Here is a 20,980-nt window from a genome sequence, read left to right on the forward strand (position 1 = left end):
TAGACTTGAGCGTAAGCGACAAATCTGAAAGCCCGCCTCAATAGGAGTCACATGCCCGCCTGGGAATACCTCACAACGCCGTTGATGATCCACAATACGGCCGCCATTCTGAACAGCTGGGGCTCTGACGGGTGGGAACTCGTACAGGTCGTACCCGGTCCAGAAGGTGGCCTCGTTGCCTATCTGAAACGCCCACTCGCAGCCAAGGAAGGGGCATAGCCGTGTCGAAGATCGAAGCGCGCCTGGCCCAACTGGGCCTTGAACTGCCGAGCGTCGTGCCGCCGGTCGCCGCCTACGTGCCCGCCGTGATCAGCAACGGTTGTGTCTACACCGCTGGCCAGCTGCCGATGGTGTCTGGTGCGCTGCCCGCGGCCGGCAAGGTCGGCGACGGCGACGGCCTGGTTCCAGCTGCTGATGCCCAGGACTACGCACGCACCTGCGCGCTCAACGGCCTCGCGGCCATCAAGAGCGTGATCGGTTCGCTTGACCGCATCACCCAGGTGGTCAAGGTCACCGGCTTCGTCGCCTCCGACCCCGCGTTCACCGGCCAGCCGGCCGTGGTCAACGGTGCCTCGAACGTTTTGGTCGAGATCTTCGGCGACATTGGCCGCCATGCCCGCTCCGCCGTGGGTGTTGCAGTGTTGCCGCTCGATGCTCCGGTCGAGATCGAGTTCGTCGTCGCCTTCGCCTAAGCGCGTTTCTGGCGCGCCGGCGCATCCGCCGTAAAACGGATGCCGGTCCGCGGTGGCGACTTCAGGAAAAATGCGACGGCCGCGTCTAGCGCAGCCCGCAATTACGGGGTGCCGGCACCCGGGTTTCCTGAATTAGCCACCGCAAAGAACTGAGGCCGCTCCCCGGTGGGGCGGCCTCAGTGGTTTAACGCGAGTTTGGCGCGGCTACTACTTCTTCATCTGTGACGTGATGGTGTTCATCACCATGGTGTCGGCGAGGGTCGTTACATCGCCGACGTCGCGCCCCTCGGCCGCGTCGCGCAGCAGACGGCGCATGATCTTGCCTGAGCGGGTTTTCGGCAGCTCGTCGACGATGTAGATGTCGCGCGGGCGGGCAATCGCACCAATCTGCTGGGCCACGTGCTTGCGCAGGATGCCGACGATGTCCTCGTGCGACGCAACTTCGGCCTGACTGAACTTGATCACGACGAACGCGACGACGGCCTGACCGGTCGTCTCGTCGGCGGCACCGACCACGGCCGCTTCAGCGGTGAGCGAGTGCGCCACGAGCGAGGACTCGATCTCGGCGGTCGACAGGCGGTGTCCTGAGACGTTCATCACGTCGTCGACGCGTCCGAGCAGCCAGATATCACCGTCGTGGTCAAGGCGGGCACCGTCCCCGGCGAAGTACAGCGGGCCGTCCGTCGCGCCGGTGGTCCCCTCAAACTTGTCCCAGTAGGTCTCCTTGAAACGCTCCGGGTCGCCCCAAATACCGCGGAGCATGGCCGGCCAGGGCTGGGTGACCACGAGGAGTCCGCCGTTGCCGAGGCCAACGTGCAGGCCGTCATCGTCGAGCACGTCGATGGTGATGCCCGGAACCGGAACCTGGGCCGCGCCCGGCTTCGTGTCGGTGAGACCAGCGAGGGCCGAGACCATGATCGATCCGGTCTCGGTCTGCCACCAGGTGTCGACGATCGGCGTGATGTTGCTGCCGATGACCTCTCGATACCACATCCAGGCTTCGGGGTTGATGGGCTCACCGACCGAGCCGAGCACGCGCAGGCTCGACAGGTCGAACTTCTGCGGAATCTGGCGGCCGAGCTTCATAAACGTGCGGATGGCCGTGGGCGCTGTATACAGAATCGAGACCTTGTACTTCTCGATGATTTCCCACCAGCGACCGGTATGTGGGGAATCGGGAGTGCCTTCGTAGAGCACCTGGGTGGCGCCGTTAGCAAGGGGGCCGTAAACGACGTAGCTGTGACCAGTGATCCAGCCGACGTCGGCGGTGCACCAGTAAACATCCGTTTCGGGCTTGAGATCGAACACATTCTGGTGCGTGAACGCATTTTGCGTGAGGTAGCCCCCGCTGGTGTGCAGGATGCCCTTGGGGGCGCCGGTAGTGCCCGATGTATACAGAATAAACAGCGGGTTCTCGGCCGGGAAGGCCTCGGCCTCATGCTCGGGGGAGGCGGTCTCCATGGCATCGGACCACCAGATATCGCGGTCATTCCACTGCACGTCCTGGCCGGTGCGCTTGACCACGAGCACATTCTTCACTGAGGAGTCGTTGGTCTGGAGGGCAGCGTCGACGGCTGGCTTCAGGGCGCTGATCTTTCCCTTGCGGTAGCCACCATCGGCCGTGATGACGAGCACGGCGTTGGCGTCATCGATGCGCGAGCGCAGGCTCTCGGCGCTGAACCCGCCGAAAATGACCGAGTGCACGGCGCCGATGCGGGCGACGGCAAGCATGGAGATGACGGCCTCTGGGATCATCGGCAGGTATACGGCCACGCGGTCGCCAGCCTTGACGCCGAGGCCGAGCAGCACATTGGCGGCCTTTTTGACTTCGGTGGTCAGCTCGGCGTAGGTGTAGCTGCGAGAATCGCCCGGCTCGCCCTCGAAGTAGAGCGCGACACGATCGCCGTTGCCGGCGAGAACGTGCCGGTCGAGGCAGTTGTACGCGACGTTAAGTTCACCGTCTTCAAACCACTTGGCGAACGGCGGGTTGGACCAGTCGAGGGACTTAGTGAACGGCTTGTGCCAGTGCAGTAGATTGCGGGCCTGATCAGCCCAAAATGCGGCCGGATCCTTCTGCGCTTGGGTGTACAGTTCCGGTGTCGCTGCGGTCTTCGCTGCAAACTCCGGAGTCGGTGCGAATCGGCGCGATTCGTGGAGGAGGTTATCGATGTTGACCGTCATATTTGTAATTCGCTCCTTTGCGGTACGTGCATGCAAGACATTGCCAGCTCAATTGAACCCTAGCGGTTCCGGGCCAATCTCTGTATACAGAGCGCTCCTTTGAGCAACAGGAGCCCAAAAATTAGATGAGAAATAGCATTTTTGTACGCCCCCATGCGAGTGTCCTCTTTTTGGAGGACATCGGACTTGCAATTTGTCCCGCGCCGCGTAAACTTAAGGGTGTCCGAGCGAAAGTTCTGGCCAGCAAGACGTATGGTTCCCCCCAATCTGCGTGTTGCTAGGCGGCACCTGTTCCCCCCAATAGGTGCCGCCCTTTCTTTTTAAGAGCGCAGGTCTTCAGTCGCAGGTCTTCAGTCGCAGGTCTTCAGTCGTGAGTCGCGTGCGCGGCGGATCGTCTCAAGGGCCGGTGGATCGCGCTTGCCGTGCTGCGCGGGGCGTGGGATTGGTGCTGATCCTCCCCAGATGCGACCATCAGCCGTTTCCCACCGATCCCGGCAGCGGACTGCCTGTGTGCCCTGACCCGCTCTACGGTCGGAGCATGGTCCAGCCCTTCGTTGCCGTTCCGTCTTACGCCGTTGTGTCCGACATCGTTCCGGGTGTCGCCGGTTCGTCTTGCGCCGGTGCGGTTGCGGCGTCGCCTGCGAATCCGATCACCGCGTCGGGCACGCGCCCGGTCGCCGCGCCGCAGCGAGCGCCCACTGCCCGGCATCGCACGATGCCCACGGATGCCGTCGGTACTGTGCAGCAGAACAGCGCAGTTCAGCAGATGATCGCTGCCGGTGAAATCGCTGGCGAGATCAGCACCAAACCGGCGTACAGCCCGACTCGCTCCGGGACCAACCGTTCCGACCTTCGGGCGCTCGGACCGCTGGCCGGCTACGCCGAAGACCCCGAGACTACCGACCTATTCGTCAACGGGGCTTCCGGGTTGTGGATCGATGCCGGCCATGGCCTTGCCTTCGCACCGGCCTGGCAGCTCGGCGAGGCGGAGGTACGCGCCCTGGCCGTGCGGCTGATCGCCCTGGGCGGACGCCACATCGACGAGGCCAGCCCGTGTGTGGACGTGCGCCTCGCCGACGGCATTCGGGTGCATGCGGTACTGCCACCGGTATCGAGCACGGGAACGCTCCTGTCGATTCGGCTTCCGCACGCTGCGCATCGCAGCCTCCGTGCACTCGCTGACGCCGGTTTGTTCGGCGTGGGCGAGGCGTCTGCTGCCCTGCTGAATCGACTGCGTGCCGCGGTGCGCGGTCGGCAGAACCTGCTCATCACCGGCGCTGCCGGCAGCGGAAAAACCACCCTGTTGGCCGCGCTGCTCGGCGAGGCCCCGGCCGACGAACGCATCGTCGCGATCGAAGACGTGGCCGAGCTGCGCATCCTGCATCCACACGTGGTCGCGCTTGAGGCCAGACAAGCCAACCTTGAGGGCGCCGGGCGCATCGGCCTTGAGGCACTGCTGCGTGAGGCTCTGCGCATGCGGCCGGATCGGCTCGTTCTGGGCGAGTGCCGCGGATCCGAAATTCGGGAGCTGCTCGCGGCACTGAACACCGGGCACGATGGGGGAGCTGGCACCCTGCACGCGAATTCACTCAACGACGTACCGGCCCGCCTCGAAGCACTCGGGGCACTCGCCGGAATGAGCGCGGCGGCTGTGGCGCGCCAAACAGTGAGCGCGATCGGGCTCGTGCTGCACCTGGAGCGCACCGAGGGGGTGCGCCGGCTTGAGGCGGTCGGCCGGTTCACCATCAACGGTCGGGACCGCCTGGCGATCGAGGCCTTGTGATGCGGCCGGAGGCAGCGATCGCGTGGAACGGTGTGCCTCTGCACACGGTCGCCCGGGGAGGCTTCGCTCATGCGGCGCGGTGAATCGGTGCCGCCGATCGAGGAGGTCGCGGCGGTCACCCAACGGCTGGCCGTGCTGCTCTCGGCCGGCGTTTCTCCGGTCTCGGCCTGGGAATATTTGTTGCCGCCGCGGGGCGCGTCGACGGAGCAGCCGGTGACGAGAGGTGTCGGGCGACAGATCGACTCACCCGGCGCTGGCGACGCGGAGATTGCGAACACGGGCATCCTGCGGGCTGCCGCTCGGGCTGCGGCCTGTGGCGACAGCGTGGCCGATGCGATCGTCGGACAGGCACGCGGCGAGACCGAATCCGCCTGGCGGGGACTCGCCGCAGCCTGGCAGGTTGCCACGCAGGCGGGGGCACCACTGGCCGGTTGCCTGCGGGAACTTGCCGCGTCTCTGCGTGACCTGGCGCAGGTGCAGCGCGACCTCGAGGTCGCGCTGGCCGCCCCACGCGCGACGGCACGATTGGTCATGGTGCTGCCGGTGATCGGCATCCTCTTTGGCAGCCTGATGGGCTTCGACTCGGTGCACACGCTGTTCGCGACCGTTCCCGGGCTGCTCTGTCTGGCCGGTGGCGGTGTGCTGATGCTCGCCGCTGCGGGGTGGAGCCGCGCGCTGGTACGTCGAGCGGCGCCGACCGAGCTGACTCCCGGTTTGCGACTCGAACTTATGGCAATTGCCATGTCCGGGGGCGGGTCGATCGATCGTTCCCGGGCGCTCGTGCACGCTGCGGCCGCGCGATATGCGATCGGGTCCGGAACGGAGTCGCGGGATGACCCGATCGAGCGGGTGCTTGATTTGTCCACTCGGGCGGGGGTTCCGGCAGCGGAATTGTTGCGCAGCGAAGCCGAACAAACGCGACGGGATGCCCGAAGTGCGGGGCAGCGTCGAGCCGAGACCCTCTCGGTGACGCTCATGCTGCCGCTCGGCCTGTGCGTTCTGCCCGCGTTCATGCTCGTCGGCGTCGTGCCGCTGCTGATTAGCGTGCTCTCCTCCACCCTCGCCACGTTCTAAGGCTGTGCACAGATCAGCGGATGCGTGCGGTTGCCGTTGACAGACCGGAGCAGAGTGAATGTGCTCGTGCCGCCCAACCCGCGTCGACAGACGCCAGAAGGAGACGAGTCTGTGTATACAAAGATCGAGGTGGTGGAAAAAGCGGCGCCTGCGGCCGGGGAATCCGCCGACGTGGTGCTGGCCCAAACCGTGCCGATGAAATCAGTGAGTATTGCTGTGGTGCCTGCGCGGAATGCCCTGAGACGGCTGACCGACGAGGCTGGAGCCGCCACCGCCGAATACGTGGTTGCCACGATGGCCGCGGTTGGCTTCGCCGGATTACTCATCGTCATTCTGCGCAGCGACGAGGTGCGTGGGATGCTCACCGACCTGGTGCGCCGTGCACTCAGCATCGGGTAGTCGAGGGCGCGCGCATCTGCTACAGGTCCGGGCGAGCCCGGCACGCCCGGCCCGCCCGGCCAGCTGGGCGAGCCGGGGAAAGCGAGCCGGCCGGGCAAGGACGAGTGGTCAGGCGAATCGGGGTAGCATCACCGCCGAGTTCGCCACCGCGCTGCCGGCCGTTGTGCTCGTGCTGGTCTGCTGCCTCGGCGCCGTGCAGGTCGTCGGGGTGCAGGTGCGGTTGACAGATGCCGCCGCCACCGCGGCACGCGTTCTGTCCCGCGGTGACAGCGTGGCACGTGCAGCCGGGCTCGTCGCCGGCGCCGTGGCGGGAGCCGACCTGGCGGCGGAACGACGCGGGGAATTCGTCTGCGCCCGAGTCACAGCGGCCGGCTCTGGCTTGTTCGCCGAGTTCACCCTCGAAGCTCAGTCCTGCTCCCTCGCCGGTGGCCAGTGAGCGCGGACGGTCGGCAGAGCGGGTCGGAGCAGGGAGCAGGCTCAATCCTCGCGATCGCGGTACTCGCCTCCACCGTACTGCTGACGACCCTCGTCGTGTCCACTCTTGCACTGCTCGGCGTTGGCCGGTCCGTCGCGAACGCCGCCGACGCGGCCGCGCTCGCTGCGGCCGACACCGCATCCGGTGCAATCGCGGGCTACCCCTGCCCAGCGGCTGATGCCGTCGCAGCACTCAACGAGGTGGCCGTAACCCGCTGCGCAGTGACCGGACTGATCACCTCCGTTTCGGTATCGCGCACGGTACTGGGCATCGAACTCTCGGCGAGCGCACGGGCCGGCCCGCCGCCGGAGTAAGCAATGCCGGAGTCTGCACCGCCCGAAGCTCAGCCGCCCGAGGGAGACACGACCTAAGAGAGGAGAACCTCGAGGTACCGGTACTCGACCGCAGTCGGACGACCGGAGTCGGTGCCCTCAAACTCCCGCCCAGCACCACGCGCGTAGAGATAGCGCTTGCCAGCGTCGGCCGGAATTTCAATGCGCGGCTGCGGATCGCCCGAATCGAGGAAGGTCGTTGTGATTGTCTTGCCTTGGAGGGGCCCATCCGTCAACATCGCGGTGTATGTGGCCGTCATTGTACCCATGGATCTATTCTGCACGCGGGCGGGCAAACGGCAAGGATATCGAGCCGATATGCGGCACGCCCAGAGCGAACTGAACGGTCGCTGGGAGTGGCGTGTATGCCGGCGGGACGCGCCGACATGCACTCGTCGATTAGGCGGGCACTCCATTCCAGTGTGTATGGTGTGCCTTGGCCTATCATTTGGCCACTACATATAAAGAGGAGTCTGGTGCCAGGCACTAAGAAGCTGGTCATTGTTGAATCACCGACCAAGATGAAGTCGATCGCCGCGTATCTCGGCGACGGCTATGAAGTTTTGTCTTCAGTCGGTCACATTCGCGATCTGATCGAGCCGAAAAACCTGCCGCCAGAGCTGAAGAAGGGTGCCCTCGGCCGATTCTCGGTCGATGTGGAAAACGGTTTCGAACCATATTACGTGGTCTCCGACGCCAAGAAGAAGACCGTCAGCGAACTCAAGCGTGCCCTCAAGAATGCGAACGAACTCTTGCTCGCAACTGATGAGGACCGCGAAGGCGAGGCCATCGCCTGGCACCTGCTGCAGGTGCTGCAGCCCAAGGTTCCGGTCAAGCGCATGGTGTTTCACGAGATCACCAAGGACGCCATCCTTGCCGCCAAGGACAATACTCGCGACCTCGACACCGCCCTCGTCGACGCGCAGGAAACCCGCCGCATCCTCGACCGCATCTACGGCTACGAGATTTCTCCCGTGCTCTGGCGCAAGGTCGGCCCCGGCCTCTCCGCCGGACGTGTGCAGAGCGCCGCGACCCGCCTCGTCGTCGACCGGGAGAAGGAGCGCCTCGCGTTCGTCTCCGCTGGCTATTGGGATTTGCTGGCGCGACTGGCAGCATCCGCTTCAGAAACTGACCAGGCCTTCGATGCGAAGCTCGTGCGGCTGAACGGTGAGCGCATCGCCACCGGTGGCGACTTCGACGATTCCGGTGCGCTCAAGCCCACCGTGAAGGCCGTCACCCTCGACGCATCCGCTGCCCACGCTCTGACGACCGCGCTGCAGAGCCCCGGCGTCAAGCTCGAGGTCACCAGAGTCACCTCCAAGCCGTACCGACGCAGCCCAGCAGCACCGTTTACGACCTCGACCCTGCAGCAGGAAGCGGCCCGCAAGCTGCGCTTCACCGCCCGGCAGACCATGAGCGTCGCGCAGTCGTTGTACGAAAACGGGTACATCACCTATATGCGTACCGACTCGCCGTCGCTCGGGCAGCAGGCCCTTACGGCCGCCCGCACCCAGGCCGCAGCGCTCTACGGCGCTGAAACGGTTCCAGATGCCCCAAGGGCTTACAAGGGCAAGAGTAAGAATGCGCAGGAAGCGCACGAGGCCATCCGCCCGTCCGGCGACACCTTCCGCACCCCGGCTTCGCTCGCCTCGAGCCTGCGCGGCAACGATTTCAAGCTCTACGACCTGATCTGGAAGCGCACCGTCGCCTCGCAGATGAAGGACGCAACCGGTTCGACCGCCTCGGTGACCATTGCGGCCGGCCCGACCGGCACGTCGGAGCATCCCGCCGCCTCGGGCGCGCTCGCCGAATTCGCGGCCAGCGGAACCGTCATCACCTTCCGTGGCTTCATGCTCGCCTATGAAGAGTCCAAGGACGAAGAGCGCAACGCTTCAACCGACGCGACCGAATCGAAGCTGCCGCCGCTCGAGGAGGGCCAGAAGCTAGCGCTGCAGGGCCTCGAGGCCAAGGGCCACGAGACGACGCCGGCCGCCCGCTATACCGAGGCCAGCCTGGTCAAGAAACTGGAAGAGCTCGGCATCGGCCGGCCGTCGACTTTTGCGTCGATCATCTCGACCATCACCGAGCGTGGCTATGTCACGCCGCGCGGTCAGTCGCTCGTCCCCAACTGGATTGCATTCTCGGTTGTGCGCCTGCTCGAAGAATTCTTCGGCGACCTGGTCGAATACGACTTCACCGCCGAGATGGAGGACGACCTCGACCGCATCGCCGGCGGTGAAGCCAACCGCCTGGATTGGCTCACGAGCTTCTACTTCGGCAGCGACAAGCACCGCGGCCTGCGCCAGGTCATCGATAATCTCGGCGAGATCGACCCGCGCGTGATCAACTCGGTCGCCATCAGCGATGACATCACCCTGCGCATCGGCAAGTACGGCCCCTACCTCGAGGTCATCGACCCCGATGCTGCAGCGGATGCCCCGCCTCGCCGGGTGAACATTCCGCCGGAACTCGCTCCAGACGAATTGACCGCGACGAAGGCCCGCGAACTCATCGACGCTCCGGTCGTCACCGATCGAGTCATCGGACTCAACCCGGAAAACGGCAAGGAGATCGTTGCCAAGGACGGCCGCTTCGGGCCGTACGTCACCGAGCTCGTGCCGGCTCCAGCCGAGCCGGTCGCTCCGGTCGTCGTGGCTGTTCCCGTGGAAACGATCGACCCCGTCACCGGCGAGGTCACCAGTTCTGCCGCAGCATTGGCCAAACCCAAGCGCAAGCCGGCGGCGAAAAAGGTGGCCGCCGCGGACAAGCCGCGCACGGCATCCATTTTCAAATCGATGGATCTCGCCACGGTCGATCTCGAAACGGCGCTGCGCTTGCTCGCCCTGCCGCGCGTGGTGGGGCTGGACCCGGAGACCGGCACCGAGATTCTGGCCCAGAACGGTAAGTTCGGGCCGTATCTGAAAAAGGGTATCGACACCCGGTCGCTCACGAGCGAAGACCAGATCTTCGACATCGACCTGCCTGGCGCGATCGAGCTCTACGCCCAGCCGAAGTATGGTGCCCGCCGGGCATCGAGTGCACTGAAGGAATTCGAAGCGCCCGACCCGGAGAGCGGCAAGGCGATCAAGATCAAGGACGGCCGATTCGGCGCCTACGTGACCGACGGGGTCACCAACGCGACGATTCCTAAGTCGGAGGACATCGAGGAGATCGACTTCGAGCGGGCCGTGCAGCTGCTCGCTGACAAGCGCGCTAAGGGTCCGGCCGCGCCGCGCAAGAAGGCGCCGGCCAAGAAGGTCGCTGTCAAGAAACCAGCCGCCAAGAAGCCGGTCGTGCGTAAGGCGCCGACTGCGGCAGCGAAGGCTGCCACCGCCAAGAAGGCGGCTGCGACCCGTGCCGCGAATGCGGCGGCCAAGGCAGCCTTGGTCGGCACGCCAGTGGCTCCGGTCAAGAAGGCTGCTGTGACGAGGCCTGCCGCCAAGAAAACACCAGTGAAGAAGTTGTCCAGCTCGGCCGCTGACTCTGCGTCGACCACCACGATTGCGCCGTGACCGGCCTCTTCATCACGCTGGAGGGCGGCGACGGATCCGGCAAAACCACGCAGTCGCTCCTACTCACCGACTGGCTCGAAAAGCAGGGGCGCACCGTCGTGCGCACCCGCGAGCCCGGCGGAACGGATGTCGGCGTCGACATTCGCGAGATCGTGTTGCACCACCGCGGCGAGGTGGATCCCCGCGCCGAAGCCCTGCTCTACGCCGCAGACCGGGCCCAGCACGTCGGTACGAAGCTGCGGCCGGCACTCGCCCGCGGCGATGTCATCGTGCAGGACCGTTACCTCGACTCCTCGGTCGCCTACCAGGGCGCTGGCCGGGTGCTCGGTGCCACCGAGGTGCGCGACCTGTCGCTCTGGGCCGCCGAGGGGCTTCTGCCCGATCTGACCGTGCTACTCGACCTCGACTCGCGCGCCGCCCGAGCCCGCCTCGACGCAGACAACAAGGTCTTCGACCGGCTGGAGGCGGAGAAGAACGACTTTCACGCCCGCGTGCGCGCTGCTTTTCTCGAGTTGGCCGCCGCCGAGCCCTCCCGGTTTCTGGTAGTGAATGCTGCCGCCCCCGCCGCTGAGATCGCCGCCACCATCCAGGCTCGAGTTTCCACCCTCCTCTAGTGGTCGGGGCCCGGACCACGAACGTGGGCGAGGTTGCGACTCTCTAAGGGATACTGAAGCTATGACCTCGACTGCCTCGTCCGCTGTGCGATCCGGTTGGTCGGTGCGGGTGCGCATCCTCACCGCCATTCTGGTCGTCGCCGGCCTTGGTCTGGCCGTTGCGGGCGGTACGGCCTACCTCGTGCAACGCGACCGCGCCCTGCACGACATCGATGTTCGCCTAGCGACGAGCGTCGAGAGTGTGCGCTTCATCGTCACCGGCGTGCCGACTACCAACCTCAACAAGGTCGAGGCGTTGCCGGAGGCGTCCGGTGCGAGCTACCCATCTACCCGGGAGGCGTTGCAAGCAGTCATGGCCCGACTCGTTCCGAGCCCCAACGAGAGCACCCTCGGAATCATCGACGGCGTCCCCGCGCTGATCCCCGGCACCGATTTGGCCTTCCACCTGGAGGATGATGCCGGGTTCGTCCTGCGCATTCTCGACGAAGTGGCCGGTGTCAATGTCGTGCGCGGCACTGCCGTCTCCGAACTCGGGAACCTGCGGTATATCGCCGCGCCGGTGACCGTGGAGGGCAGCGGACAAGCCGGAATTTTTGTCACCGCCTTTGATCTTGACGCTGAGCTGGACGAGTTGACGAGCGCTTTTCGCATCTATGCGGCCGTCGCGGCTGCGGCGCTCGTGGCGATCGGGCTGGTCGGATGGTTCGTCGCCGGTCGCCTGCTGCGACCGGTGCGACAGCTGCAGGCCGCCGCGTCGCGGATCACCGCAACCGACCTGCACGAGCGCATTCCGGTGATCGGCCACGACGACATCTCCGAGCTCACCGAAACGGTCAATGACATGCTCGAGCGCCTTGACGAGTCGCTGACCGCACAGCGACAGCTGCTCGAGGATGTGCGCCACGAGCTCAAGACTCCGATCACCATCGTGCGTGGGCATCTTGAGTTGCTGGATGCACGCAATCCCGATGATGTCGCATCCGCTAGGGAAATTGCGCTTGATGAACTCGACCGGATGACCGGACTCATCGACGACATCGAGTCGCTCGCCAACGCCCAGCGCGGTAATCTGCGGCGGGTACCAACGGATGCCGGCGACCTTACCGAGCAGTTCTACCTCAAGGTCAGTGCGCTTCCCGGTCACGCCTGGATTCTGGCCGAGCGCGCGCACGTTGTCGTACCGGTCGATCCGGCCCGTCTCACTCAGGCGTTCTTGCAGCTGGCGAACAATGCCGCCAAACACTCAGATCCCGGAACGACCATCGAGATTGGCAGTACCGAGCACGCCGAGGCGGTGGAATTCTGGATCCGCGACAGCGGCCCCGGCATTCCGGCGGAGGCCAAGGCCCGCATTTTCGAACGGTTCGGCCGTGTCGATTCCGGGCGTGGTGTCGAAGGTTCCGGGCTCGGGCTGCCGATCGTCGACGCTATCGCGCGGGCGCACGGCGGCTATGTCGACCTGGTGACGTCGCCCGACGGATCTCGGTTCGGCATAATGTTGCCGCGCCGCGCTGTTGATGTGGTGGCCGCGAAATGACCAGCATTCTTATCGCTGAGGATGAGGCGCGAATCGCTCTGTTCGTGAGCAAGGGCCTGCGGGCTGCCGGGTATTTCTCGACCGTGGTCGGTGATGGGCTCGACGCCGTCAGCTATGCCCAGTCCGGCACTTTCGACTTGTTGCTGCTCGACGTTGGACTGCCGAGCATCGACGGCTTCGAGGTGATGAAACGGATCAGGGCCGAACGGCTGCCGCTGCCGATCATCATGTTGACCGCTCGGTCCACGACCAGCGACATGGTCGCCGGCCTCGATGGTGGTGCCGATGATTATCTCGCGAAGCCGTTCAAATTTGATGAGCTGCTGGCCCGGATCCGCCTAAGACTGCGAGATGCCGAGCAGAGCTCGCCGACCGGGCTGGCTTATGGGGAGCTCGCGCTCGACCTGCGCACCCGCCGTGCAACTGTGGGGGAGCGCACCGTGGAGCTGTCGGCCCGGGAGTTTGCCCTCGCTGAAGAGTTTCTGCGGCACCCCGACCAGGTACTCAGCCGTGAGCAGCTGCTGAGCCGGGTATGGGGTTACGACTTCGATCCAGGTTCCAACGTCGTTGACGTGTACGTGCGGTATCTTCGGGCGAAGTTCGGGCCCGAACGCATTGAGACGGTGCGCGGCATGGGATATCGGCTCAAATAAGCTCGCTCGGGAAAGCAGAAGGCCCGGGCGGGGGCCCGGGCCTTCTCATGCTCGTAGTTCGACTTGGTCTGCGACGCTCTACTTAGTCGACGGATGCGGGGCTCTGCACCGATGCGGCAGACACCGGGCTTGCGACGGACGGTGCGGAGACCGGGGTCACGACCGAAACGGCTGAAACTACCGAGACGGCTGAGACCGTCGACGCGACACTCGAGCTGCTCGATGAGTTGTTGGTTGAGTCGGGCGAGGTGTTGGTCGAGTTATCGCTCGAGGTGTTGGTTGAATCATCGCTCGGGAGGGAAACCGAGTCGTCGAACGTCGAGACGCTCGCTGTGCTCAACGGGATCGCCGTGCCCGCCGAGATGGAGCTCACCGGCTGCACACCGATCGAGCTTCCCGAACGGTCCTCGATCTCGAAGGCGTTCGCTGCGCTCATGGCGCCGCCGGCGAGCAATCCGATGCCGAGTGCGGATCCGGCGCCCATGGCAATCCAACGCTTTTTGGCTGTCATCATGGTGTCTCCTTGTAGTTGGCGAGTCGAGCCTGTGCTCGTCTGCTGTAGCTTCAAGATTCCTGCCTCAGCATGAGAAGCCTCGGAGCACGGCGTGAGAGGACTCTCATGTTGGCCGACGGCATCCGCTGGTCTCAGTCTGAGGCAGGGTCGACGACGAGTTCGGTGGCTGCGCCGAGCAAATTCGCGCTGTGTGCGCCCGGGTTCAACACGTGCCCGAGCAGGTGGGTTGCCGCGATGTACCGCGCCCGGTTGAAAAACTGCTCGCCGCGGCGAGGCCACCGGCTGCGGGCACGGGCAGCCAGCACGCGGCAGCTTTCGGCGGCCAAAGGATTGGAGTGATCGTCGTGGTGGAGGGCGCTCACGACCAGGTGTGCGTAGAGCGCAGCGGCATCGTCGGCCGGGTCCCCGAACCCGGCCGTGTCGATGTCGAGCACGCCGGAGATGCGTGGGGAGTCGAGTGTGTCGGGGTCCAGAAAGATCTGCCCCAGGTGCAGGTCGCCGTGCACGGTGACGGGGGCGGCGAAAATCGCGGCCGCGCGCATCCGTTCGATGGCATCGCCCAGGGCAGTGACCCTGGGCGTTTCGGCTGGCAGTAGGGAACACACTCGGTGCACGTACCAGGGCAGGCGCGCTGACAGCGATGCTCGTGCCGAGTCGGAACTTTCGATCAGGCCGATTTCTGTCGTGAGCCGATCAAGCTCGTCGAGGAATGGTTCGGGCGAGAATTGCGCGACCACCTGGCTCGCTTCGACACCGTGAACGGGCTCCAGGGCGATGAATCCGTCGGCGCTCCAGCCGCGGCTGCGCGGTACAGGAACGCCGGCGGCTCCCCAGAGCACGTGGCGGGCATGGAGCGGCCCCGCGACAGCCGGGCGAACGACCTTGAGGTAGACCGTAAATTCGACTGCGACCGCACGCACAACGGCGCGTTTTCCTGGCCGATAGGCCGCGATGGTGACAACGAGGCTGCTCGTGTGCAGGCCGAGGCGGGCGAGCAGGACCTGGGCAGAGTCTGGGTAGACCGCCGCGGCCAGGGCGGGCAGCTCGGGATCGTTCGGGTACAGCCAAGCAGCCACGGTTTCATCGGTTTGCTCGTCACGGAAGGCGAGCACGCCGGGCCGGTCACGTTTGGTGGGATTCGATTCAAGGTAGACGGTGTGGGATTCGGTCGTCTGTGTGCCGGGATCCAGCTCGATCGTGTAACCGGCGGGGACGCCGCGGGCGGTCGTTTCGATGCTGAACCGATGCAGCCGGACCAGGGTCATGCCGAGCGACTCCGCGACGGCCTCGAGAATTTCCGGCGCCTGTTCCAGCGGATGCGACCCGCCGGGTTCAGCCGTCAACGTCAACGTAGTCGTCACCGACGTCACCGTCGTCAACGTCAACGTCAACGTCAACGTCAACGTCGTCGTCGATGGTCTGCGATCCGGCCGGGGGTACAGCGACGGGCGGGGCGACCGGAACATCAACGGGGGCCGTCGAGATGGGCGTCGCGGTGGCCGTCGGCGCGACTCCGGGTGCGGTCTCCTCGGCGGTCGTGCTTGAGCCAGAGCCGGAGCCCACGGGATCGATACGTTGAACCAGCCCGGGCTGGTCGGTGATCGTGAGCGTGGAGGTCAGCGCGACGGCCCCTGCAGATCCGGCGCCGAGGGCGACCACAACTGTGGCACCGAGCGCCACCTTCCACAAAGTCTGCATTGACCTAGTCTGGGGCGTCGACCACGGTTCTCGCGCAGAGCAGCATGAGAGGGTTCTCATCTTGAGTTGGTCGTGACCTCGTGACCTCGTGACCTCGTGGCAGTCGGGTATGGGGCACATTTTCCGAGCCCGGGCTCGGTCGGCACAAGACGCACGGGGCGCGGGCGGTGTCGGCGGGGCGGGTTACCCTTGACTCATGGCAGTGTGGGACAACCTAACGGGACAGGCCGACGCAATCGCCATCTTCCGGGCGGCGGCGCAGCGCGTGCCTTCCGCCAGTGAGACCAGCAGCGATGCCACCAGCACCAGCACCAGCGCCTCCGCCGAGTCCAACTCGATGACGCACGCCTGGCTCATCACTGGGCCCCCCGGGTCCGGCCGCTCGAACCTCGCGTTCGCCTTCGCCGCCGCGCTGCTCAGCCCGGGCACACCCGCCGAAGACCTCGCCGCGGCCCGCCAGGTCGAAGCCCGCACCCATCCAGACCTCAGCGTGCTCGCCACCGAGGGCGTCATTATCAAAATGGAATCCGTCAAGGAAGCCGTCGCCCGCTCGCAATACTCGCCCTCGGTCGGCCGCTACCGCGTAGTCGTAGTCGAAGACGCCGACCGCATGGTCGAGCGCACCTCCAACGTGCTGCTGAAAGCCCTCGAAGAGCCGCCCGAGCGCACCGTGTGGATTCTGTGCGCTCCGAGCGAGGCCGACCTGTTGCCGACCATTCGCTCGCGCGTACGCACCGTGCGCCTGCGTGTGCCGAGCGTGGCCGACGTGGCCGACCTGCTGGTGCGCCGAAACGGCGTCGACCCGGTCGTCGCCGAGCTCAGCGCCCGCCTCGCCCAGAGTCACATCGGCATGGCCAAGCGCCTCGCCACCAATGCCGACGCCCGGGCCAGACGCGAGGAGACCCTGCGCACGGCTCTCGGCATCCGTTCGGTGTCCTCGGCCGTCAATGCTGCCGCACGGCTGCTTGCCATCGCCGGCGACGACGCCAAGGCCATCACACTTGAGCTCGATGCCGCCGAGCGCGACGGTATGCTGCGCTCACTCGGGATCGAAGCCGGGCAGTCGGTACCGCCGGGGCTGCGCAGCCAGATCAAGGCCCTCGAAGACGACCAGAAGCGCCGGGCCGTCCGTAGCCTGCGGGACGGCATCGACCGCATCCTGGTCGACCTCGCCTCCCTCTACCGTGATGTCTGCATGGTGCAGCTGGGCCGGGACAAAGCGGTTATCAACCTCGAACTGCTCGCCGAACTCCGCACTGCGAGTGCGGCCAGCGCGCCAGCGGCCACGGTCGCTACCATGGATGCGATCGCCGTGGCCCGCCAGCGCATCCAAGGCAACGTCGCACCCGCGCTCGCCCTCGAGGCGATGCTGGTGTCTGCGATCCGTCGCCCGCAGTGACACAGCGACGTCGATAACAGCGACTCCCAGCCTCCTTCGGTAGCCTGAGCCGCAGCATCCGCTTCATGAAAGAGGAAATCCGTTGAACCGCAGCATCCGCGCACTGAGCGCCACGGCCGCCGCACTGGCGCTCACGCTTATTTTGAGCGGATGCTCCGCCTGGTTCGCGACGGATGCCGGCCCCGCCCAGTCCACGCCCACCGGCGAACAGGTTGACGGTGACCTCGCCCCCTTCTACAGCCAGGTGTTGCAGTGGGACGGTTGTGGTGACGGCCTGCAGTGTGCAGAGGCATCCGCTCCGCTCTCCTATGGCGATCCGGCCGCCGGAAAGATCTCGCTCGCCCTCGTGCGCCACGTGGCCACCGGAAACGATCGCGTCGGTTCCCTGCTGGTGAACCCCGGCGGACCCGGCGGTTCTGGCTATGACTTTGTCGCGGATTCCCTCGACTACGCCACCGATAAAAAGCTGCAGGCGAGCTTCGATATCGTCGGATTCGACCCGCGCGGGGTGGGTCGTTCCTCGGCGGTTTCCTGCTACGACTCGGCCGAGATGGACGAGTACCTGTACGGGCTGACCGAGGCGAAGCGCGGCACGGATGCCTGGATCGCCGAGCTTGCGGCGTCGTCCGACGCATTCGCGACCGCCTGCGCCGACGAGACCGGGCCGCTGCTCGGCACCGTCGACACGCAGAGCGCCGCACGTGACCTCGATCTGTTGCGCGCCGCCCTCGGCGACACGGAGCTCAATTTTCTTGGCTACTCCTACGGTACCTTTCTCGGCGCCACCTACGCCGAGCTCTTTCCCGAAAAGGTCGGACGCTTCGTGCTCGACGGGGCCGTCGACCCGTCGACGAGCAACTTCGAGGTTACCAAGACGCAGGCCGTCGGCTTTGAAAACGCGCTGCGCGCTTACCTCGCCGACTGTGTGACGGGGGAGGACTGCCCGTTCCGGGGCAGTGCCGACAACGCGCTGACGACAATCGGTGCACTCATGGCGTCGGTTGACGACAGCCCGATCACGGCAACGGATGGCCGCCAGCTTGGCGCTAGCACGCTGCTGACTGCGATCATCTATCCGCTCTATCAGGCCACGGCGTGGCCTCAGCTCAGCATCATGTTCGACACCGTCATGCACGGCAGCGCCGACGGTGCCTTTCAATTTGCCGATGCCTACAACGGTCGGGATGCCGACGGTAAATATTCCGACAACTCGACCGAGTCATTCATGGCCATCAACTGCATCGACTATTCCTACAACGCCGACCCGGTTTCGATGCGTGCACAGGCCGCCGAACTCGCCGACGCGGCCCCGGTGATCGGCCCGTACATGAGCTTCGGCGACATCGGGTGCGCCAACTGGCCATACCCGTTCACCGGCGAACGCGACGAGATCCACGCGGCGGGCGCGGCACCCATTTTGGTCGTCGGCACCACGAACGACCCGGCCACCCCCTACATCTGGGCGCAGCAGCTGGCCGAGCAGCTCGACAGCGGCACCCTGGTGACCTACACCGGCGAAGGCCACACCGCCTACAACAAGTCGAATTCCTGCGTGAATGATGCGGTCGACTCCTATCTTGTTGACGGAATCGTGCCAGCCGCCGACCCCCAGTGCTAACCACTCAGAGGCGTTCGAGCGCTGTGGAACACTTGGGGTATGTCGATTGAAACGGAACCGCCGGGCCCGCGTGAGCGCAAGCGCCTCGCCACTCGGCGAGCCATCCAACACGCTGTGCTGACTCTGTCCCGCGAGCGCGGCTTTGAGTGCGTCACGGTCGAGGACATCAGCCGCCTCGCTAACGTCTCACCGCGTACGTTTTTCAACTATTTTTCTTCGAAAGACGCAGCCCTGATCGGCGACGCGCCCGGTATGGCATCCGCTGCAGATATTGACATCTTTGTCGCGAGTGGCCGGAACAACGACGTGCTCGCCGATCTGGCCCTGCTGCTCGCCAAGAGCCTGGAGCGCACCGAGGCCGACCGGGAGATTCACCAACTGCGCCGCACGGTCATGAAGGAGAACGCCTACCTGTTCGGTATGCGCATGGCGACCCTGCGCGACTTCGAAGATCAGCTGCAGCAGATCATCGAGCGTCGTTTCACAGCGGATGCCCCCGAGCGAGCTGATGACCCGGTCGAGCTGGCCCAGCGTGCCCTGCTGTTCACGCTCGTAGCCGTCGCGGCGATCCGCCATGCCTGGCGGGTCTGGGCGGAGGGCGACGGTGCGACCCCACTTTCGGAGTCCGTGAACGCCTCATTCTCCGAGGTGTACAGAATTACTCGTAGGAACGACTAGGCTTGGCTGCTGTGTCACCGGCTGCCTTTCGAGGCGATCTGGTAATGCCGCCTTAGCTCAGTTGGTAGAGCATCTCACTCGTAATGAGAAGGTCGTCAGTTCGATTCTGACAGGCGGCTCCACTAAATATGCTGGCCAGGTAGGGTTTATGAAACCGGCTTTGCAGTGTGTTTCTGCGAATTCGCCACATTTGCTCACACTTCACCTATGCTCATGTGATTTTCGAACTCTGTGTGGCGTCAAACCTGCTTGACCGGACATTGTCTCCGACAGGCCCTGCGGGTGATTGCGCACTCGAAATCATGCGTGCCGTTGTTAGCGCTCCGTGCCCAGGCCCGGCTATACCGGGCAAATGGCGGGAACGTTCAACAAAGACTGCGACAAGTCGTTTTCGGAACGCCAGCGCTCCACGGGAAAGAGTCGTGATCGAGCTCCTTGACGAGCGCTACGCACGATTGGTCCTTGCCGTGGATCAGCCTCGATCCGTCGTGGACGCATGAATATCGCCATTCAACCTGGCAAAAAAGTCCGAGAGAACCTCCCCCGCGGGCTGGGTCGCTGCGGTTTTCTGGGAGCCGCCGTCGGATCTATTCCCGTGGCGTTCAGCTCAAGATTAATCGCGTCGGTGCCGTCTCCGGCGATGTACGTCAGTGTGATTGTACGTGGGGTCGCTCCCGAGCTGCTGGGCACGGTGAAGTCGTGTGTTGCCGGCGCCAGGTCAGCCGTGCATAAATGTTCCATGAAGCCAGTCGCTGACCGTTCTTCTGTTGCACCCGATAGGTCGTGCGATCTTCGACCGTTACCTGTCGTTCATGCGTCTTCACTAGGGTGAGGATGACCACTGGGGCAGATGAGGCAATGATGCGATACACCGTGACACGTCGTCGTCGCTGGCTCGCGCTGGCCGGGATAGGACTGTGCGCGGTGGTCGCGTTGAGTGGCTGCGCGGCACCTGCTCCGCTTCCGGGTGGGCCGCAAGTGGAGACGGAGATGCTGCCACTGGAGGATTCTCTGGTGATCAAGGACCAGTTGCGGGAGGAGTTGGCCTTGCCGCCAGTCGATTTGGAGACAATGCAGTGGCTTGATCGACTGCAGGGTGAACTGACGGGGGACCGAAATTTTGGTTCTCCGGCGATCTCGAAGGATCGAAGCGCGGTCACTATCATTTGGTATGGCACGCCAAGTGCCCGGCTTGAGGAGTTGGTCGCCGAAGCTCCGGAGAAGCTGACCGTGGTCATCCAGCGGGCCGTGTTTCGACCGGCAGAGTTGAACGAACTCGCCCTGAGGGCAGTGACCACCGAAGGGCTGGTTTCAGGCGTGCAAGTAGCTATGGGCAGCGCCACACCGGACGCCTCCGGTGTCACGATCGGTATTGTCGAACTTCCTGCTGGGCGTTCCCTTGAGCAACTAGGCACTGCGTTCGCGCAGGCGTTGCAGCGACCGGATGTCCCTATTGCAGTGGAAGTCAGCGGTATGGTCGTTCCATTCAACAGCTGAGCGACAAGGGTTCTGTAGCGAAATTTGAGCGAAGTTGTCGTCTGGTGGGGTCAAGCTGACGACCAAGAGCGGCTCCGCGTTCATCTGGGCTTAGAGCGCGTCGTGCTGGTGGCCCACTAGGCCGGCCCGATGAAATGCCTAGCTCCACGGCCTCGGCCCGGAACTCAACATTAAACTTACGACGATGAGTGATGAAACAGATGCTCCTCGGCTCTGTCTCAATTACTATGTGGGCGCTCTGCGCTTAGCCTCAATACCGTTCAGTTAGGCGCGTGAATGGTGATTTCTGGTTCGTGGGCGGGTTGTGGCCAGTGGGCGTGCTGG

Annotated in this window: 20 protein-coding genes and 1 tRNA gene; 16 read left to right on the forward strand and 5 right to left on the reverse strand. The window is 64.8% G+C overall.

Annotated elements, in window-relative coordinates; genetic code table 11:
- The first annotated feature begins 51 nt into the window (after positions 1-51).
- Together CXY73_RS22350 and CXY73_RS13045 are read left to right on the forward strand one after the other, a co-directional pair.
- Positions 52-219: a DUF4177 domain-containing protein gene (locus CXY73_RS22350; protein ID WP_199184350.1), complete on the forward strand. Its 168-nt coding sequence runs from the start codon at positions 52-54 to the stop codon at positions 217-219.
- Between the two features lie 2 nt (positions 220-221).
- The gene (locus CXY73_RS13045; protein WP_104138116.1) at positions 222-692 is read left to right on the forward strand and encodes a RidA family protein; all 471 of its coding nucleotides are present in this window, start codon (positions 222-224) and stop codon (positions 690-692) included.
- 207 nt (positions 693-899) lie between these two features.
- Here CXY73_RS13045 and acs read toward each other — a convergent pair whose 3' ends face one another.
- Positions 900-2,873: an acetate--CoA ligase gene (gene acs / locus CXY73_RS13050; protein ID WP_104138113.1), complete on the reverse strand. Its 1,974-nt coding sequence runs from the start codon at positions 2,871-2,873 to the stop codon at positions 900-902.
- A 538-nt stretch (positions 2,874-3,411) separates the two neighbouring features.
- Here acs and CXY73_RS13055 point away from each other — a divergent pair.
- From CXY73_RS13055 to CXY73_RS13075, 5 genes are all read left to right on the forward strand, one after another.
- On the forward strand, positions 3,412-4,656 hold the full coding sequence (locus tag CXY73_RS13055) for a TadA family conjugal transfer-associated ATPase (protein ID WP_369831243.1): 1,245 nt from the start codon (positions 3,412-3,414) through the stop codon (positions 4,654-4,656).
- Between the two features lie 69 nt (positions 4,657-4,725).
- A complete protein-coding gene (locus CXY73_RS13060) occupies positions 4,726-5,730 on the forward strand; it encodes a type II secretion system F family protein (protein WP_104138109.1) in 1,005 nt (334 codons plus the stop codon).
- A gap of 195 nt (positions 5,731-5,925) precedes the next feature.
- Positions 5,926-6,129, forward strand: a complete 204-nt coding sequence (locus tag CXY73_RS13065) for a DUF4244 domain-containing protein (protein ID WP_104138366.1) — start codon at positions 5,926-5,928, stop codon at positions 6,127-6,129.
- Positions 6,110-6,565 (forward strand): TadE family type IV pilus minor pilin, encoded by a 456-nt coding sequence (locus CXY73_RS13070; RefSeq protein ID WP_233198326.1) that lies wholly within the window; start codon positions 6,110-6,112, stop codon positions 6,563-6,565. Before CXY73_RS13065 ends, CXY73_RS13070 begins: the two co-directional genes overlap by 20 nt.
- The gene (locus CXY73_RS13075) at positions 6,562-6,918 is read left to right on the forward strand and encodes an Rv3654c family TadE-like protein (protein WP_104177956.1); all 357 of its coding nucleotides are present in this window, start codon (positions 6,562-6,564) and stop codon (positions 6,916-6,918) included. Before CXY73_RS13070 ends, CXY73_RS13075 begins: the two co-directional genes overlap by 4 nt.
- Before the next feature lie 53 nt (positions 6,919-6,971).
- On the opposite strand, the gene CXY73_RS13080 is transcribed toward CXY73_RS13075, so the two are convergent.
- Complete coding sequence (locus tag CXY73_RS13080) at positions 6,972-7,205, reverse strand: hypothetical protein (RefSeq protein ID WP_104138103.1); 234 nt, start codon at positions 7,203-7,205, stop codon at positions 6,972-6,974.
- Between the two features lie 207 nt (positions 7,206-7,412).
- On the opposite strand from CXY73_RS13080, the gene topA reads away from it, so the two are divergent.
- From topA to CXY73_RS13105, 4 genes are all read left to right on the forward strand, one after another.
- Entirely contained in the window at positions 7,413-10,448 is a 3,036-nt protein-coding gene (gene topA, locus CXY73_RS13085; RefSeq protein WP_104138100.1) for a type I DNA topoisomerase, read from the forward strand.
- Positions 10,445-11,062, forward strand: a complete 618-nt coding sequence (tmk, locus tag CXY73_RS13090; RefSeq protein ID WP_104177957.1) for a dTMP kinase — start codon at positions 10,445-10,447, stop codon at positions 11,060-11,062. The genes topA and tmk overlap by 4 nt, the downstream gene beginning before the upstream one ends.
- Positions 11,063-11,123: 61 nt before the next feature.
- Positions 11,124-12,599, forward strand: a complete 1,476-nt coding sequence (locus CXY73_RS21585; protein ID WP_158253140.1) for a cell wall metabolism sensor histidine kinase WalK — start codon at positions 11,124-11,126, stop codon at positions 12,597-12,599.
- A complete protein-coding gene (locus tag CXY73_RS13105; protein ID WP_104138092.1) occupies positions 12,596-13,252 on the forward strand; it encodes a response regulator transcription factor in 657 nt (218 codons plus the stop codon). The genes CXY73_RS21585 and CXY73_RS13105 overlap by 4 nt, the downstream gene beginning before the upstream one ends.
- An 82-nt stretch (positions 13,253-13,334) precedes the next feature.
- Here the strand turns inward: CXY73_RS13105 and CXY73_RS13110 are convergent, their stop codons facing one another.
- The 3 genes from CXY73_RS13110 to CXY73_RS22015 all read right to left on the reverse strand — a co-directional run bounded on the left by CXY73_RS13110 (position 13,335) and on the right by CXY73_RS22015 (position 15,464).
- The gene (locus CXY73_RS13110) at positions 13,335-13,766 is read right to left on the reverse strand and encodes a hypothetical protein (RefSeq protein WP_146071756.1); all 432 of its coding nucleotides are present in this window, start codon (positions 13,764-13,766) and stop codon (positions 13,335-13,337) included.
- A 131-nt stretch (positions 13,767-13,897) separates the two neighbouring features.
- Entirely contained in the window at positions 13,898-15,127 is a 1,230-nt protein-coding gene (locus CXY73_RS13115; RefSeq protein ID WP_158254123.1) for a phosphotransferase family protein, read from the reverse strand.
- Complete coding sequence (locus tag CXY73_RS22015; protein ID WP_158254124.1) at positions 15,099-15,464, reverse strand: hypothetical protein; 366 nt, start codon at positions 15,462-15,464, stop codon at positions 15,099-15,101. The genes CXY73_RS13115 and CXY73_RS22015 overlap by 29 nt, the downstream gene beginning before the upstream one ends.
- Before the next feature lie 196 nt (positions 15,465-15,660).
- Here CXY73_RS22015 and CXY73_RS13120 point away from each other — a divergent pair, with 196 nt between their 5' ends.
- From CXY73_RS13120 to CXY73_RS13140, 5 genes are all read left to right on the forward strand, one after another.
- Positions 15,661-16,863, forward strand: coding sequence for a DNA polymerase III subunit delta' (locus CXY73_RS13120; protein ID WP_104177959.1), 1,203 nt, complete (start codon positions 15,661-15,663; stop codon positions 16,861-16,863).
- A gap of 82 nt (positions 16,864-16,945) precedes the next feature.
- Positions 16,946-18,481 carry an alpha/beta hydrolase gene (locus CXY73_RS13125; RefSeq protein ID WP_104138079.1) on the forward strand — a complete coding sequence of 512 codons (1,536 nt, stop codon included), beginning with the start codon at positions 16,946-16,948 and terminating at the stop codon, positions 18,479-18,481.
- Positions 18,482-18,520: 39 nt separating this feature from the next.
- Positions 18,521-19,159, forward strand: a complete 639-nt coding sequence (locus CXY73_RS13130) for a TetR/AcrR family transcriptional regulator (protein ID WP_104138076.1) — start codon at positions 18,521-18,523, stop codon at positions 19,157-19,159.
- 46 nt (positions 19,160-19,205) lie between these two features.
- Positions 19,206-19,281 (forward strand) — tRNA-Thr (locus CXY73_RS13135).
- 892 nt (positions 19,282-20,173) lie between these two features.
- Positions 20,174-20,656, forward strand: a complete 483-nt coding sequence (locus CXY73_RS13140; RefSeq protein ID WP_158254125.1) for a hypothetical protein — start codon at positions 20,174-20,176, stop codon at positions 20,654-20,656.
- The last annotated feature ends 324 nt before the right edge of the window (positions 20,657-20,980 follow it).

This window comes from Cryobacterium sp. Y50 (assembly GCF_002929805.1).
Classification (GTDB): domain Bacteria; phylum Actinomycetota; class Actinomycetes; order Actinomycetales; family Microbacteriaceae; genus Cryobacterium.